A 15,001-nucleotide genomic window follows, 5' to 3' on the forward strand; every position below is an offset into this window, starting at 1 on the left:
CTTCTAGAGCATTTCGACGTTTCGTTGAAACATCGAAATGCTCTATCTTATTGATCTGACGTGTTTTCTTAACGCAAAGCGGTGTCCACTTTGCTTGAAAACACTTTAACGGTCTGTGCCAAATGCGCGGGCCGGTCAGCCCGCGCGTCTGCGCGGGCCGGCGCGGCGCTGAGGCTGGCCGTGGCTTTCCTCGAAGAGTTCAGCCAGCTTGTCTGTCATCACCCCGCCCAGTTCCTCGGCATCCACGATGGTGACGGCGCGGCGATAATAGCGCGTCACGTCATGGCCGATGCCGATGGCGATCAGCTCTACCGGAGACCGGGTCTCGATCTCCTCGATGACGGCGCGCAGATGCCGCTCCAGATAATTGCCCGGGTTGACCGACAGCGTCGAATCATCCACCGGCGCTCCATCGGAGATCACCATGAGGATGCGGCGCTGCTCCGGCCGGCCGAGAAGCCGCTTGTGCGCCCAGTCGAGCGCCTCGCCATCGATATTCTCCTTCAGCAGCCCCTCGCGCATCATCAGGCCGAGATTGCGCCGCGCGCGCCGCCACGGTGCGTCCGCCGACTTGTAGATGATGTGGCGCAGGTCGTTGAGTCGGCCGGGTCCGGGCGGTTTACCCGCCTGCAGCCACGCCTCGCGCGACTGCCCGCCCTTCCATGCGCGGGTGGTGAACCCCAGAATCTCGACCTTCACCGCACAGCGCTCCAGCGTGCGCGCCAGAATGTCGGCGCACGTCGCCGCAACCGTGATCGGCCGCCCGCGCATCGAGCCAGAATTGTCGATGAGCAGCGTGACGACCGTGTCGCGGAAGTCCGTATCCTTCTCGAACTTGAATGACAGCGGCTGGAACGGGTCGATGATAACGCGCGGCAGGCGCGCCGGGTCAAGAATGCCCTCTTCGAGGTCGAACTCCCAGGCGCGGTTCTGTTGCGCCAGCAGCCGCCGCTGCAGCCGGTTGGCGAGGCGCGCGACGACACCCTGCACATTCGCTATCTGCTTGTCGAGATAGGCACGCAGGCGCGTCAGCTCGTCGGAATCGCACAGCTCCTCCGCCGCGACGATTTCATCGAAGCGGGTCGTATAGGCCTTGTAGGCGATGGTGCGCGCCTCATCGATCGACGACTGGGGCGGATTGCGCGCGGCGCCCGCCTCCTCCGCGTCCGACGATTCGCTTTCCTCGGGCAAATCGCCGGAGGGCGCGTCCTCGGCCTCCGTGGAGCCCTCCTCCATGTCGTCGGAAGCGGCCTCCATGGCGTCGATGCGCGCCTGTTCGGTGTCGGCGCGTTGCTCGGCCTCGCCGTCGCTGTTCTCTTCCTCGCCCTCTGCCTGGTCCTCGCCGCCCTCATCGCTCTCGTCAGGGTCGAGATTGGCGTCGTCCGCCATATCGAGCGCGGCGAGCAGCTCACGGATGTTGCGCGCGAAGGCGGGTTGGTCGCCGATATTGGTAAGGAAGCGGTCGAGGTTCTTGCCGGCCTTGGCCTCGATCGAATCCCGCCAGAGCGAAACGATCTTTTCGGCCGCCTTCGGCGGCGGAAGCCCGGTCAGCCGCTCCCGCACCATGAGCGAGATGGCGTCTTCGAGGGGGGCGTCGGCGCGGTCGGTAATCTCCTCGTAGCTACCCCGGTGATAGCGGTCTTCCAGCATCGCGGAGAGGTTGTCGCCGACGCCGCTCATGCGCCGGGAGCCGATCGCCTCCACGCGCGCCTGCTCGACGGCGTCGTAAACGGCCCGTGCGGCCGCCCCTTCGGGAGCGAGCTTCTGGTGCACCTTCTTGTCGTGCACCGCGAGGCGCAACGCCATTGCATCGGCATGGCCGCGCATCACGGCGATGTCGCTCTCCGTCGGATTGCGTGGCGGCTCCGGCAGGCGCGCGCGCTCTTCCGTCAGCGCCGGCCTGTCGACGGAGAAGGTCACCTCAAGGTCGCGCACCCCCGCGATGCCGCGCAGGGCGCCAGCGACCGCCTGCTTGATCGGTTCCGTCGTTTTGGACGGGACGTTGTTGCCCGGCCTGCGGTTGGTGGTGGTCATCGCGATCCGTGGTACCTCACGACAAGGCGACGTTGGCGGCGGATTCCGGCAGTTCCTTGCCGAAGCAGCGCTGGTAGAACTCCGCCACGAGCGGGCGCTCCGTCTCGTCGCACTTGTTGAGGAAGGTGAGGCGGAAAGCGAATGCGAGATCGCCGAAGATATCCGCGTTTTCCGCCCAGGTGATCACTGTGCGGGGGCTCATCACAGTGGACAGGTCGCCGTTAATGAAGGCGTTGCGCGTCAACCCGGCGAGCCGCACCATGCGGTTGACAGTGTCGCGCCCCTGGGTGTTGCGGTAATGGTGCACCTTGGCGACAACGATCTCGACTTCCTTGTCGTGCGGCAGGTAGTTGAGCGTGGCGACGATCGACCAGCGGTCCATCTGGCCCTGGTTGATCTGCTGCGTGCCGTGATACAGGCCGGAGGTATCGCCAAGGCCGATCGTGTTCGCCGTGGCGAACAGACGGAATGCGGGATGGGGGCGAATCACACGGTTTTGGTCGAGCAGCGTCAGCCGGCCGGACACTTCCAGCACGCGCTGGATGACGAACATCACGTCCGGGCGACCCGCGTCATATTCGTCGAACACCAGCGCGACGTTGTTCTGCAAGGCCCACGGCAGGATGCCGTCGCGGAACTCGGTCACCTGATGGCCGTCCTTGACCACGATGGCGTCCTTGCCCACGAGATCGACGCGGCTGATGTGGCTGTCGAGGTTGACGCGCACGCACGGCCACTTGAGCCGGGCGGCAACCTGCTCGATATGGGTGGACTTGCCGGTGCCGTGGTACCCGGTAATCATGACGCGGCGGTTGCGCGCGAAGCCGGCGAGGATAGCGAGCGTCGTCTCGCGGTCGAACAGGTAGTCCGGATCGAGGTCCGGCACGTGCTCGTCCGCTTCCGCGAAAGCAGGAACTTCGAGATCGGTATCAATGCCTAACACTTCCCGGACGGAAACCTTCAATGTCGGCAGCTTCAGATCGGCGTCGGGGTTGATCTTGTTATTCGTTGTCGCTTGCATAGGTCCTCGCTCCCGCGCGGGTGGCCCAAATGGAGCCCAACAAGGGGAGCCCAAACAGGGCGGTGCAAAAATTGGCCCGACTCAGGGCCCGCGCGCATGACGGGACGATAACGGACCCGGCAGGGGCCGCCAAGTCCCCAACGTCCTCAAATAGCCACATAAAAGTTGCAGCAGCCATGCATCGTACGGATATATTACCGCACTTCAGATGTAGAAACGGGCTTTTTCACGATGCTTCCGAAATACGGACAGCAGCCTGCCGCACCCGGCCTGCTTGTTCCATAAGCGTCGCATGCAGAATATTTAATATCAATTCTGAACAACGGCACCTGGCGTACTATGCAAAAATGGGAACCAACCGGCCTGACCAGTTGATTCCCATTCAGAATGGTGGGCGCGACAGGGATCGAACCTGTGACCCCTACGATGTCAACGTAGTGCTCTCCCGCTGAGCTACGCGCCCATGCCCCTTGCAGAAACCTGCTTCGGAGAAAAGGTGTATGGCTTCATACTGATTTTCAGAAGCGGATCAAGCAAAAAAGCGTATCCGTCGAAAATGTATGAAACGAACAACGCATCTAGTGAATGCGCTGCGGTGGCGGCGGAACCGGTGCACCACGTCCATGGACATGGGCTATAGCCCGGCTGCCGCGACCATGCAAGCTGCGAAATACGATTCGCCGGCAAAGCTGTGGAAAGCTCGCCGGAGAGCCGCTGGCGCGGGCTTTACGCCACGAGGAGCTTCTCGACCTCGCCGACGAGTTCGCGCAGATGGAAGGGCTTGGAGAGCACCTTGGCATCCCGCGGCGCCTGGGAATCGGGATTGAGCGCCACGGCGGCGAAGCCGGTGATGAACATCACCTTGATGTCCGGATCGAGTTCCGTGGCGCGCCGCGCCAGTTCGATGCCGTCCATTTCCGGCATCACGATATCCGTCAGCAGCAGTTCGAACGGCTCTTCCCGCAGCCTATTGTAGGCGGAAAGGCCGTTGTCGTAGGAGGCCACGTCATAGCCCGCATTCTGCAGGGCTTTGACGAGGAAGCGGCGCATGTCGTTGTCGTCTTCTGCAAGAAGGATCTTGTTCATGGCAGGTCTTGAGACTCTTCGCCCCTGTTGCGGCGATCTGGGTTGCGGCGGATGGTGCTCTGGCAGTCGCCCGGAACGGGTGATGGCCCGCCTGGTGCTGGTCCCATCAAGCAGCGACGATCGTAAATTTGGTGTGAAGGCGAACGCCCAAACCGCCTCATTCCGCCTCGGCGATGGACACAGGAGCGCAAAAACGTCACTATGTGGCAAAAGAGCACTGGACGGCCATGCAACAGAGCATAAGTGATTTCAGCCCGCCCTTCACCATTTACGAGCCTGTCAGGCACCTGTCGCCGGTGGTTTTCAATGTGCCTCACGCGGGCCGGATCTATCCGCAAGCCTTCCTCGCAAGCTCCCGGCTCGGGCCGCTCGCCCTGCGCCGTTCGGAGGACGCCTGGGTCGACAGGCTCTTTGCCCACGTGACGCAACTCGGCGCGCCGCTGATGGTGGCGCATTTTCCGCGCGCGTTTCTCGACCTCAACCGCGAGCCCTACGAGCTCGACCCCCGCCTGTTCGCGGAAAGCCTGCCGGCGCACGCCAACGCGCGCTCCATGCGGGTAGCCGGCGGACTTGGGACGATTCCGCGCATCGTGGGCGACGGGCAGGACATCTATCCCGGCCGGATACCCCTTGAGGCGGGCCTCAGCCGCGTGGAAACACTCTACAAGCCCTACCATCGCGCCCTGCGCGCCCTTCTCGACCGCACGGTGGCGCAGTTCGGCGCCGTGGTGCTGGTCGATTGCCACTCGATGCCCTCGCCAGCGAACGTGGCGAGACACGGGCCGCCGCCGGATGTCGTACTGGGCGACCGGTTCGGCATGAGTTGCACCCCGGCGCTCGTCGGCTTCATCGAATCATGCCTCCGGATTCACGGGTACCGGGTGGCCCGCAACAAGCCCTACGCCGGCGGTTTCATCACCGAGCACTACGGGGAACCCGCCATCGGTCGCCACGCGCTGCAGGTGGAAATCAACAGGGCACTTTACATGAACGAGACAACGCTTGAACCTGACGACGGCTTCATCCGGCTGGCACAGGACCTTGCCACCGTTTCGGCGGCGCTGCTGCGGGCGGCGCCCGGGCTGGTCATGCCGTTGCATCATGCGGCGGAATAGGGCAAACGAAGGGCCCGGCTCCGGCCGGACGATCCCGGCGCAAGGCGCCTGTTCTGCTCGAAGGCGCTTCAGGGCCTGCCATGGAATTGCCCCCTCCCCTGCGGCACGCCGTCGATGCCGCTCTCGAACGCCAGCCGGTCGCCGAGCTTGCCCGATCGGCGGCCGCGCTGTCAGCCCGCTACCGGGCGGAAGTCCGCGACGGCCACTATCATCTCGGCGACGACCGGGCGGCACTTGCCTACCTGGCCACGCGCCTGCCGGCGACCTACGCGGCCATCCACTCCGCGCTGGAAATGGCGGCACTGGCGCTGCCCGAATTCGCCCCGGAAACGCTGCTCGACGTTGGCGCCGGTCCCGGCACCGCGCTGTGGGCGGCGGCCGATCTGTGGCCCTCCTGTGCGGATGCCCTGCTGATCGAGGGCAGCGCGTCCATCCGCCAGTGGGGTGAACGGCTGTCGCAGGAGCTGACGCTCGACGTGACATGGCGCGCGGGCGACATCCTCGCCGACGCCGCGCCGGACAATCCGCTGGATACAGTCCCGCGCGATCTCGTCACCATCGGTTACGTGCTCGACGAGATCGCTCCCGCGCGACGGTCTGCACTGATCGCACGTTTGTGGGCGCTGACGGCGGGCCTGCTCGTCATCGTCGAACCCGGCACGCCGGCCGGGTATGCGCGCGTGCTCGCGGCGCGCGAGCAACTCGCTGCCGCGGGCGCGCATATCCTCGCGCCCTGCCCGCATGCCCTGCCCTGCCCCGTGGTGGCACCGGACTGGTGCCATTTCTCCCGCCGCGTGGCGCGCTCGCGCATCCACCGCCTGACGAAAGGCGCGGAGGTGCCATGGGAGGACGAGAAATACGCATTCGTGGCCGCCTCCCGCGTGCTCGCGTCGGCGGCGCCGGCCGCGCGCGTGCTCGCGCCGCCGAAGGGCGGCAGCGGCAGGGTCGTGCTCGTACTATGCCGGGCTGATGGAACCGCTGGCGAGCAGACCTTCAGCCGTCGCGACGGAGACGCATACCGCATCGCGCGCCGCGCGGCGTGGGGCGACGCCATCGGGTGAGCACACGCCCCCGTTGCGTCGGCGGTTACCAGCAGCCCCAGCGGTTGCAGCGCGGTCCCCAATAGCCCGGCCGCCCGTAGTAGTAACGGTCGGACCGGGCGGCGCTCGCGCCCACAAGGGTGCCGCCGACGACGCCGGCGGCCGTTCCGACCGCGACCGCCGTCGCCGCCTGGTCCGACTGGCGGCGATTCTCGGCGTAAGCCGCATTGGCGCAATCGTCGAATCTTCTCGTTCCGGGCTTCAGGCCGGCGCTCAGGCATACGCGCTCGGCGCTGTACATCGATTCCTGCGTGCTCTGGCACGCCGCCAGCGGAACCGCCAACGCGACAACCAACAAAACGATACGCATAGGAACAACCTCCCCCAACGCGCCGCCGGCACCCGTGTCGCCGGAGCCGGTCCCGAGCCGATAACGCCGCGACAGTTACATCGGATTCTTGTTCGCCGTATGTCATCTACGGTTAAACGTCAACGCGGACGGCGCCGGAACGTTCCGGGTGACGGAAAGGGGCAGCTTCCGCCACGGTTTCGCGGCCCGAAAACGGAAATGGCCGGGAGAACCCCGGCCATCCATGACGCTGTCGTTACATATTTTGGCGGACCGTATGTCAGCTCGCGAAGAACGGCTGCGTTCCGTGCGCCTCGATGGCAGCCGCAAGGCGCGACAGCGCGTGGATGTAGGCCGCCGTGCGCCATGTGACGCGCTTCTCCTGCGCGATCTCCCAGATGGCGCGCCCTTCGCGAACCATGATGGTGCGCAGCCGGTCGTGCACTTCGTCGAGCGTCCAGGAATAGCCCTGCTTGTTCTGCACCCATTCGAAATAGGACACGGTCACGCCGCCCGCGTTGGCCAGGATATCCGGCAGCACGGTGACCCTCTTCTCGGCGAGGATCGCGTCCGCCTCCGGCGTGATCGGCCCGTTCGCCAGTTCCAGGATGACCTTCGCCTTGATGCTCGCAGCGTTACCCTCATGGATCATACTTTCGAGCGCCGCCGGCACGAGAAGGTCGGCATCCACCGCGATGAGTTCGTTGGCGGAGATCTCCCGGTGGCCTCTCACGCCGGCGGTCGAGACGACCGACTTTCCTTCGGCCTTCGCCTTGATCAGCAGATCGACGTCAAGGCCGTCCTCGGAATAGACCGCACCGGCGGAATCCGATACCGCGACGATGGTGTTTCCGTCCGACGCCAGCAGCGAGGCAATATACTGGCCGGCATTGCCGAAGCCCTGCACGGCCACGCGGGTGCGCCCTTCGAGGCCGAGTTCGCTGGCAAGATCGCGCACCAGATAATAGCCGCCGCGCGCGGTCGCATCCCCGCGCCCGACCGAACCACCGAGCGCGATCGGCTTGCCGGTGATGACGGCGGGCGAAGCCTGTCCGACGATCTGCGAATACTCGTCGGCCATCCAGCCCATGATCATCGAGTTGGTGTAGACGTCGGGTGCAGGGATGTCCCGGTCCGGTCCGACGATGCGCGCGAATGCCTGGATGTAGGCGCGGGACAGACGTTCGAGTTCGGCCTTGGAGAGCTTGCGCGGGTCGACGCTGACCGCCCCCTTGCCTCCGCCGTAAGGCAGGTTCATGACGGCGCACTTGAACGTCATCCAGAAGGCGAGAGTTTCCACCTCGTCCTCGTTGGAATCGGGGTGGAAGCGGATGCCACCCTTGGTCGGGCCGCGCGTATCGTCATAGCGGCAACGCCACGCGAGAAACGATTTGCGCGAGCCGTCGTCCATGCGAATCATCAGACGAACCTTCGTCGTCTCGCGCGGGTATTTCAGCTTCTCGATCACGTCGGGGTCAACCTGCAGGTGAGTGGCGGCTTCGTCAAGACGGACGAGGGCGAGATCGAGAAGGCCGGGTTGAGTCATCGTAGCTCCTGAGGATTCTGCTGATGTCGAGTGAATCGTGTGCAACAGACCATATTTTCGGCACACGCTGCACATCATCTGTGCATGCCTCAAAGAAATAATATGCTGCGGCTGTCAAGCAGAAAAATACAATATATATGTTCCAGATATCGATTCTGACATTTTCTGCATGGGTTTGCGGAAAATGTCGCGCCCTCCGGCGAAGCCGGTGCCGGTATGGCTCGTCGCCCAAAAATCTTCCGATTCACGCCATCTTCCGGCAGTGAGTCTCACCGGCGTATCGCAATGTCGCCCGGACCCTCAGGGCGTCCGCGGAGAGGCGTTCACCAGCGCATGCACCGCTGCGGCGTCGAAGGCCGGCTTGATCGCGATCCTACCGTCGACGATCTCCTGCCGGATCGCCTCGATTTGCTGCCAGACACCATCGGGGATGTGTGGTGTCTTCAGCAGCGACACGGAGCCGTCGGCGAGGCGGATGCCGTAGTTCTTCTCACCGAACCGGTCCGCCTTCACATCCGCGATCATGGCGGCAAACACCGGCTCAAGGTTCCAGACGACGGAGGACAGCAGGTGCCCCTTGTCGATGCCGGACTTGTCGCCGATCACGTCGATGAAGAAGACCTTGCCGCCATCGACTGCCTTCGCCGCCTCGATAGCGGCGAGCATGCCGAAGCTCGAACCGTTGCCCTGCCCCAGAATGATGTCGGCGCCCGCTGCGATCACGGTTTCCGTCACCCGGCGCGCGCCGGCTGCGTCGCTGTAGGCGGCCGGGCCGATCACCGAATAGCGGATGACGATGTCGGGCTTTTCCGCGCGTGCGCCTTCGATGAAGGCGGCGGACTGGCTGTTCCATCCTGGCGGCTCGCCGGAGGTCACGATGCCGAGAATGCCGGTGCGTGTGAGCTTGGCGGCGAGACGGCCGGCCAGATAGGCCCCCTCATGGCCGCTCGCCGTGTAATCGGCGACCTTCCCGGGCACGCGCGCGTCCGGCCGGTCGGTGATCGCCACCGGGACGCCCGCCTCGGCGCCGATTTCCGGCGCCGCCGTATTGTAGCCGCTGGCATGGGCGATCAGCAGGCCCGCGCCGTCCTCGGCCAGCTCCCGCAGCACGGGACGCACGTCGCCGTAGCCAAGATTTTCAGCCACCAGCACTTCGACGCCGGCAGCGCCGCCGGCCGCACGCGCCGCCTGCACGCCCTGCTGGTTCCAGCCGAAATCGGACGCCGCCTCCGGCGTCAGGATGGCGATGGCCTTGAGGTCCGCCGCTGAAACCCGCGTCGGTGCCGCCCAGGCCAGCACCGCCCAAGCCAGCACCGCGAGCGCCATGGCCGAGAGGACCGCGCGGCGAATCGGGCGATGGGAGGCCGCGCGCCCCTCCGCCGGCAAGGTCGGGACAACCGGGAGCAAGAGCTTGTCGTGCATGGCGTTTTCTCCGGCCGCAGAGGCGGCCCATCAGGCATCGTGCGGAAGCGTTTACAGGACTTGTGTCATATGAAAATCCAGCCTCATCATAAAATCCAGCCTCGCCATGCATATCGCCACAATTTTTCGGCCCCTGCACCGGAGATGCCTTCCGGGAAGGCACGGCGGGACGGTATAAGCTGCATGGCGAGTCGGCTGCCACAGGAGCGCCGCATAGCCTGTGCATCGTCCTGCAGGTTGCGCCGAACCATGGGAGACTGGCGGGAAGCAATGCACGAGAACCTCCAACGACGGCGTGCCGCCGACCGCACCCTGCGTATCGCTGCCGCGTGGATCGTGGCCGCTTTGGCCGTCGCGGCGGCATTCCAGCCGCCTGCGGCGCTGGCTCATCCGCATGTGTGGGTGACAGCGCGGGCGCAATTCGTGTTCGCGCAGGACAAGCTGACAGCCATCCGCCATAGCTGGACGTTCGATCCCGCCTATTCGCAATACGCCACGCAGGGCCTCGATACCAACGGCGACGGCAAGCTCGACGCCAGCGAACTGGAGGAACTTGCGCGCATCAATATCGATGGGCTGTACGAGTTCGATTTCTTCACCAAGGCCAAGGCGAACGGCAAGCCCGTCACCTTCAAGACCGCCACCGACGCCTCGCTGGAGTTCACGGACGGCTCGCTGATCCTGCACTTCACCCTGCCCGTCGATCCCCCGGTCGCGGCGGGCCGGGCGCTGTCGGTCGAGGTCTACGATCCCACCTATTTCGTCTCGTTCGTCTTCGCGCCGGGGCAGGATGCCGCCACGGTCGTCGGTTCGGCCGGCACCTGCGCCGTAACGGTCACACGGCCCAAGCAGACGGATTTCAACGAGCAGCAGGCGCTGTCGGAGGCGTTTTTCGAAGCCTTGACGACCGCCTCCACCTTCGGGCAGGATTTCGCCACGCGGGCTGTTATCGCCTGCCCCTGAAACCAAGGGTTTTCTGCCCCTCCCGGCTGTTGCCGGCAGGATACAGAGGTTCATGAGCGATACGATCTTCGCAACCGCCGGCTCCTCCAGGGACCGTCCCGCCTGGCATGCGCTGCTGATTCGGACGGCCGTGGTCGTCATCTCCCTCGTTGTCGTGGTGGGCGCGTATGCGCTGCTGTCCCGGCTGTGGCCGTCGCCTGCCGACATTCCGGCGCCACGTCACCCGTTCGGGGCGGGCCTGCAGGAAACCGCACCGGCGCCCACCGGCATCGGCGGGGCGATCATCGCCATACAGTCCGTGTTCTACACGCGGATGGTGGGTGCATTGCGGGCTTTTGCCAGCGCCTCTTCCGCCACCGCCGGCATCACGGCGTTGTGGACATTGGCCGCGCTGGGGTTCGCCTACGGCATCTTTCACGCCGCCGGGCCGGGGCACGGCAAGGCTGTGATCTCGGGCTATCTGGTCGCGGACGGCCGGCGTTCTCTCCGGCGCGGGCTGGCGCTCGCCTTCGCCTCGTCGCTGCTGCAGGCGCTGTCGGCCATCGCCATCGTGGGAGTACTTGCCGTTTTCCTCGATGCCACCGCGAGCGCCATCAATGCCTCCGCCCGGCTGATCGAGCAGGCAAGTTTCGGGCTCGTGGCAATTGTGGGCTTCGTGATCCTCTGGCGCAAATCCGGGAAGCTGCTGGCGTTCTTCCGGCCGCCGGCGCCACCCGATCCCTTCGGAAACCTGCCGTTCCAGCCTGCGGAGACCGCCGTCTCCGGCCGCTTTCTGGCGCAGGACGCCGATGCCGCGCCCGCCGTCTGCGACCATCCGTCATGCCGGACGGCCGGATGTTGCGATCACACGCACCTGCTCACGCCAGAGGAAGTCGGGCGCCTGCACTCGTTCCGCGAGATGGCGGCGGTCACCTTCTCGGCCGGGCTGCGCCCCTGCACCGGCGCGATCATCGTCCTCGTGTTCGCGCTGTCGCAACGGCAGTTTGCGGCTGGCATTGCGGCAACGCTTGCCATGGCGCTCGGCACTTTCATCACCGTCGGCACGCTCGCCTGCCTCGCCGTCTATGCCAAGCGCTTCGCCGTGCGGCTCGCGGGGACGAACAACCGCCGCGGCGTGGGCGCCGTCGCAGCGCTGGAAGTGCTGGCAAGCGCGCTCGTCGCGGTTACGGGCATCGTCCTGATGCTCGGCGCCTATCAGGCGGGCTAAAGCAATCTCAGCAAAAGCGGGCCCCGCTTCTGCGTTCGAAACTGCGTAAAAACAAAGAGATAGATCATTTTGCGTTTCAATGAAACGTAGAATTGGTCTGGACACTGTTAAAGCGTTTTCAAGCAAAGTGGATACCGGTTTGCGTGAAGAAAGCGCGTAATATCAAAAACTTATTGCATTTCGGCGTTTCAATGAAATGTCGAAATGCTATAGCGGCCACGGACAGAATGCGGCCGTACCTTGTTCGCCGCGCCGGATCGGGAAAGTCAAAATGCACCATCCGCGCTGTTTCGCCGCCGGCGTGGTGGCGTTCATGTTCTTTTTTCTCTAAAAGAGATTCCAGACTGTCGCGGCGGTTCTCCACGGGAGCACGGGTGAGCCGCCGATGCGCGGCGTGTGATGTCCACAAGGCATCGCATTGCTTGTCGAAAGGGACCTGAGGGATATGATGGTGCGCCGGAGATGGCGGCTGGGCGCGAGTGCGTCGGGGGAGATGATGAGAACTGTGTGCAAGCAGGATCAACGCTGTTGTTGTCAGCGCTTTTGCTGACGCTTATCCGTGATTTTGACCCGCTACAGGACTTTCGGAAATTCCCATGACGCATTCGGAACAGATTTCAACCGCCGCCGGCATCGCGCTGACCATCGCCGATCCCGTGTGGCTGCGGCTGCGCCGGGAGGCGGAGGCCGTTGTCCGGCGGGAGCCGTATCTGGGCGGCGTCATCGCAGGCTCCATCCTCAACCATGCCTCCTTCGAATCCGTGTTGGCGTTCAAGATTGGCCAGCGCCTCAACCACCCCACCCTGCCCGGAGAGCTGATCACCCAGGGCTTTCTGGCAGCCGTGGCGGATGATCCGGACCTCAGCACGACAATCCGCGCCGACGTCCTCGCCGTGCTGGACCGTGATCCCGTCTGCACGCGGGTCATCGAGCCCGTCCTGTATTTCAAGGGCTTTCACGCGCTCGTCACCCATCGCCTCGCCCACTGGCTCTGGCAGAAGGGCCGGACGGACTTTGCCCTGCATCTGCAGAGCCGTTCCTCGGAGGTGTTCCAGACGGATATCAACCCCGCCGCACGCTTTGGCCGCGGCATCTTCCTTGATCACGCCACCGGCTTCGTCGTCGGCGCGACGGCGGCGATCGGCGACAACGTGTCCATCCTGCAGGAAGTAACGCTTGGCGGAACAGGCAAGGAAAGCGGCGACCGCCATCCGAAGGTCCGCGACGGCGTCCTGATCGGCGCCGGCGCCAAGATTCTCGGTAATATCGAGATCGGCCCGGGCGCACGAATCGCCGCCGGATCCGTCGTTCTTCATCCGGTACCCGCCAACGCCACGGTTGCGGGTGTTCCGGCGAAGGTCATCGAAACGGCACGCTGCCCGGAACCGGCACGCAGCATGGACCAGATTCTGAGGGATCTGCCGGACGACTGAAAACGTCGAGCCGGGGGCGAATGCCGTTTCCCGGAGACATCGACCTCCTGAACAAATGGATGGAACGGCAAGGCGGCGCCCGTCCGATTTCCGTCGCCTGCCGCTTGTTCGTCTCCCTGTTGGAAGGCCAGCAGAGCGCAGGCCGGGCCGCTTTTCGAGGATCAAACCCAGCGCCATCGTGAATTGACTTTTCCTCAGGGTTGCGGCGCGAGCCTGCCCGATCTATCAAACGCGGGATTTTCCACCCGGCGACGCCCGTCATGGGGGCGATCGCCTGGCGGAGGACCTTCAGGTATCAACCAGACATCATACACAAGAGACCAGCCAATCATGGACAAGCAAGAAATTCAGAAAGTAGAGCAGTTCCTGCGCCGGACCTTCTCGAACCACTCCATACGTGTCGTTGCCCGGCCGAGAAAGAAGGATTCCGCTGAAGTCTATATCGGTGAAGAGTTTATTGGCGTTCTGTTTGTCGACGACGAGGACGGTGACAAGTCGTATAGTTTTCAGATGGCTATCCTCGACACAGATCTGGACGACGAGGAATAGAAACCGCGTATATTGAACCTGTCGATGTTCACTTGTTATCATAGGGTGACAAAAAGAGTAAAGAATCTTTCACTCTCCCAAACACCCTATGGTGGTGATGTTTTTTGATCACGCTTTAAATGCAATGTTCTCCCGCTCTCTGTAGCTGTTGATGTAGTTATTGGCTGACGTTATTAATCCGCCCTTATTCAAGCTGGGTGGCACATATGTCAGAAATTATCTTTCAAGCTTTCGCTCTAGGCCTTTCGTTTTCCGGACTGATTTGCAGTTGTTTTGAATATATGACAGGTCGGCCGGCCAACTTCGGGCTCATGTTTGCCCGGGGAATGCTACTGGCTTTCTATTTTCCGCTTCTGGTATTTTCCGCTCCCTATATCCTGATACGCAATGCATATCGGGCTTTTCACAACCTGCAGGTGCGGCCCAGTTCACTGATACTCGTCTGTATAACCGCCGTTGTCTGGAGTATCGTATGCGGACGCATCGTGCTCCTCGTTCTGCCAACGGTCTGAGCTTCTGCTTTCCTGCGGCCTTTTTCGTACCCTGCAACGGTCTTCCGTCCCGTCACGATTGTGCTGAAACCCTTGCGTGACCGGCGGAAATATGCGCAACTTCGCAGGATCGGGGGGTGTGGGCAGTGCGCAGGCTCCCCGCTCGGGGGAGAAGAAAATGCCGGCCTACAGTTTGGGAGACGCAACGCCGACGTTGCCGAAAGAGGGTCATTTCTGGATCGCGCCGACCGCTTCCGTCATCGGAAACGTGACGCTCGGCTTGGATGTCGGCATCTGGTTCGGAGCAGTCTTGCGTGGTGACAACGAACCAATGACCATCGGGACCGGCACCAATATTCAGGATAATGCCGTTCTGCATTCGGACCACGGCAGTCCGCTCACGATTGGCGACGGCTGCACGATCGGCCACAGCGCCATCGTTCACGGCTGCACGATCGGCAACAATTGCCTGATCGGGATGGGGGCGACGGTGCTGAACGGCGCGCGGATCGGTGATAATTCGCTGATCGGCGCCAACGCGCTCATTACGGAAGGCAGGGAGTTCCCGCCCGGTTCACTCATCGTCGGCGCGCCGGCCCGTGCCGTCAGGGGCCTCGATGAGGCGGCTATAGAGGGGCTGCACGCCTCCGCACGTCACTATATCGAAAACTGGAAGCGCTTCTCCGCGAGCCTCGTGCGGGTATAGCACCGGAGGCCGATGATATAACCGGGTGTCGGCCGGCCT

General features: G+C 63.7%; 15 protein-coding genes and 1 tRNA gene. 8 read left to right on the top strand and 8 right to left on the bottom strand.

Annotated elements, in window-relative coordinates:
* Nucleotides 1–135: 135 nt before the first annotated feature.
* The 4 genes from cobT to cpdR all read right to left on the bottom strand — a co-directional run bounded on the left by cobT (nt 136) and on the right by cpdR (nt 4,141).
* Complete coding sequence (cobT, locus tag ACFFJ7_RS18205) at nt 136–2,034, bottom strand: cobaltochelatase subunit CobT (protein WP_377594264.1); 1,899 nt, start codon at nt 2,032–2,034, stop codon at nt 136–138.
* Nucleotides 2,035–2,050: 16 nt separating this feature from the next.
* Complete coding sequence (gene cobS / locus ACFFJ7_RS18210; protein WP_166955762.1) at nt 2,051–3,055, bottom strand: cobaltochelatase subunit CobS; 1,005 nt, start codon at nt 3,053–3,055, stop codon at nt 2,051–2,053.
* A gap of 388 nt (nt 3,056–3,443) precedes the next feature.
* Nucleotides 3,444–3,518, bottom strand: a tRNA-Val gene (locus tag ACFFJ7_RS18215).
* Nucleotides 3,519–3,781: 263 nt separating this feature from the next.
* On the bottom strand, nt 3,782–4,141 hold the full coding sequence (gene cpdR, locus ACFFJ7_RS18220; protein WP_166955752.1) for a cell cycle two-component system response regulator CpdR: 360 nt from the start codon (nt 4,139–4,141) through the stop codon (nt 3,782–3,784).
* A gap of 227 nt (nt 4,142–4,368) precedes the next feature.
* Here cpdR and ACFFJ7_RS18225 point away from each other — a divergent pair, with 227 nt between their 5' ends.
* A complete protein-coding gene (locus ACFFJ7_RS18225; protein ID WP_166955748.1) occupies nt 4,369–5,256 on the top strand; it encodes an N-formylglutamate amidohydrolase in 888 nt (295 codons plus the stop codon).
* 80 nt (nt 5,257–5,336) lie between these two features.
* Complete coding sequence (locus ACFFJ7_RS18230; protein ID WP_377594267.1) at nt 5,337–6,317, top strand: small ribosomal subunit Rsm22 family protein; 981 nt, start codon at nt 5,337–5,339, stop codon at nt 6,315–6,317.
* Nucleotides 6,318–6,342: 25 nt separating this feature from the next.
* Here the strand turns inward: ACFFJ7_RS18230 and ACFFJ7_RS18235 are convergent, their stop codons facing one another.
* The 3 genes from ACFFJ7_RS18235 to ACFFJ7_RS18245 form a co-directional block, all read right to left on the bottom strand.
* Nucleotides 6,343–6,666, bottom strand: a complete 324-nt coding sequence (locus ACFFJ7_RS18235; RefSeq protein WP_377594270.1) for a hypothetical protein — start codon at nt 6,664–6,666, stop codon at nt 6,343–6,345.
* A 259-nt stretch (nt 6,667–6,925) separates the two neighbouring features.
* On the bottom strand, nt 6,926–8,191 hold the full coding sequence (locus tag ACFFJ7_RS18240) for a Glu/Leu/Phe/Val family dehydrogenase (protein ID WP_377594272.1): 1,266 nt from the start codon (nt 8,189–8,191) through the stop codon (nt 6,926–6,928).
* Between the two features lie 300 nt (nt 8,192–8,491).
* Nucleotides 8,492–9,613 (bottom strand): putative B6 ABC transporter substrate-binding protein, encoded by a 1,122-nt coding sequence (locus ACFFJ7_RS18245; RefSeq protein WP_246225436.1) that lies wholly within the window; start codon nt 9,611–9,613, stop codon nt 8,492–8,494.
* Between the two features lie 270 nt (nt 9,614–9,883).
* Here ACFFJ7_RS18245 and ACFFJ7_RS18250 point away from each other — a divergent pair, with 270 nt between their 5' ends.
* Complete coding sequence (locus ACFFJ7_RS18250; RefSeq protein ID WP_377594274.1) at nt 9,884–10,576, top strand: DUF1007 family protein; 693 nt, start codon at nt 9,884–9,886, stop codon at nt 10,574–10,576.
* A gap of 52 nt (nt 10,577–10,628) precedes the next feature.
* Nucleotides 10,629–11,783 (top strand): nickel/cobalt transporter, encoded by a 1,155-nt coding sequence (locus tag ACFFJ7_RS18255; RefSeq protein ID WP_377594276.1) that lies wholly within the window; start codon nt 10,629–10,631, stop codon nt 11,781–11,783.
* A gap of 118 nt (nt 11,784–11,901) precedes the next feature.
* On the opposite strand, the gene ACFFJ7_RS18260 is transcribed toward ACFFJ7_RS18255, so the two are convergent.
* Nucleotides 11,902–12,306 (bottom strand): hypothetical protein, encoded by a 405-nt coding sequence (locus ACFFJ7_RS18260; protein ID WP_377594279.1) that lies wholly within the window; start codon nt 12,304–12,306, stop codon nt 11,902–11,904.
* 73 nt (nt 12,307–12,379) lie between these two features.
* Here ACFFJ7_RS18260 and cysE point away from each other — a divergent pair, with 73 nt between their 5' ends.
* The 4 genes from cysE to ACFFJ7_RS18280 all read left to right on the top strand — a co-directional run bounded on the left by cysE (nt 12,380) and on the right by ACFFJ7_RS18280 (nt 14,962).
* The gene (gene cysE / locus ACFFJ7_RS18265) at nt 12,380–13,216 is read left to right on the top strand and encodes a serine O-acetyltransferase (protein ID WP_166955736.1); all 837 of its coding nucleotides are present in this window, start codon (nt 12,380–12,382) and stop codon (nt 13,214–13,216) included.
* A gap of 330 nt (nt 13,217–13,546) precedes the next feature.
* Entirely contained in the window at nt 13,547–13,765 is a 219-nt protein-coding gene (locus tag ACFFJ7_RS18270; RefSeq protein ID WP_166955734.1) for a DUF3126 family protein, read from the top strand.
* A gap of 206 nt (nt 13,766–13,971) precedes the next feature.
* On the top strand, nt 13,972–14,277 hold the full coding sequence (locus ACFFJ7_RS18275) for a DUF6949 family protein (RefSeq protein ID WP_377594282.1): 306 nt from the start codon (nt 13,972–13,974) through the stop codon (nt 14,275–14,277).
* A gap of 157 nt (nt 14,278–14,434) precedes the next feature.
* On the top strand, nt 14,435–14,962 hold the full coding sequence (locus ACFFJ7_RS18280; RefSeq protein WP_166955732.1) for a gamma carbonic anhydrase family protein: 528 nt from the start codon (nt 14,435–14,437) through the stop codon (nt 14,960–14,962).
* Nucleotides 14,963–15,001: the final 39 nt, after the last annotated feature.

Source organism: Pseudochelatococcus lubricantis (assembly GCF_042432495.1).
Lineage (GTDB): Bacteria > Pseudomonadota > Alphaproteobacteria > Rhizobiales > Beijerinckiaceae > Pseudochelatococcus > Pseudochelatococcus lubricantis.

Excerpts from the sequence above, each read along its gene's own strand:
- cobT (WP_377594264.1), bottom strand. The coding sequence starts at position 2,034 with ATGACCACCACCAACCGCAGGCCGGGCAACAACGTCCCGTCCAAAACG.
- cobS (WP_166955762.1), bottom strand. The coding sequence starts at position 3,055 with ATGCAAGCGACAACGAATAACAAGATCAACCCCGACGCCGATCTGAAG.
- cpdR (WP_166955752.1), bottom strand. The coding sequence starts at position 4,141 with ATGAACAAGATCCTTCTTGCAGAAGACGACAACGACATGCGCCGCTTC.
- ACFFJ7_RS18225 (WP_166955748.1), top strand. The coding sequence starts at position 4,369 with ATGCAACAGAGCATAAGTGATTTCAGCCCGCCCTTCACCATTTACGAG.
- ACFFJ7_RS18230 (WP_377594267.1), top strand. The coding sequence starts at position 5,337 with ATGGAATTGCCCCCTCCCCTGCGGCACGCCGTCGATGCCGCTCTCGAA.
- ACFFJ7_RS18235 (WP_377594270.1), bottom strand. The coding sequence starts at position 6,666 with ATGCGTATCGTTTTGTTGGTTGTCGCGTTGGCGGTTCCGCTGGCGGCG.
- ACFFJ7_RS18240 (WP_377594272.1), bottom strand. The coding sequence starts at position 8,191 with ATGACTCAACCCGGCCTTCTCGATCTCGCCCTCGTCCGTCTTGACGAA.
- ACFFJ7_RS18245 (WP_246225436.1), bottom strand. The coding sequence starts at position 9,613 with ATGCACGACAAGCTCTTGCTCCCGGTTGTCCCGACCTTGCCGGCGGAG.
- ACFFJ7_RS18250 (WP_377594274.1), top strand. The coding sequence starts at position 9,884 with ATGCACGAGAACCTCCAACGACGGCGTGCCGCCGACCGCACCCTGCGT.
- ACFFJ7_RS18255 (WP_377594276.1), top strand. The coding sequence starts at position 10,629 with ATGAGCGATACGATCTTCGCAACCGCCGGCTCCTCCAGGGACCGTCCC.
- cysE (WP_166955736.1), top strand. The coding sequence starts at position 12,380 with ATGACGCATTCGGAACAGATTTCAACCGCCGCCGGCATCGCGCTGACC.
- ACFFJ7_RS18270 (WP_166955734.1), top strand. The coding sequence starts at position 13,547 with ATGGACAAGCAAGAAATTCAGAAAGTAGAGCAGTTCCTGCGCCGGACC.
- ACFFJ7_RS18275 (WP_377594282.1), top strand. The coding sequence starts at position 13,972 with ATGTCAGAAATTATCTTTCAAGCTTTCGCTCTAGGCCTTTCGTTTTCC.
- ACFFJ7_RS18280 (WP_166955732.1), top strand. The coding sequence starts at position 14,435 with ATGCCGGCCTACAGTTTGGGAGACGCAACGCCGACGTTGCCGAAAGAG.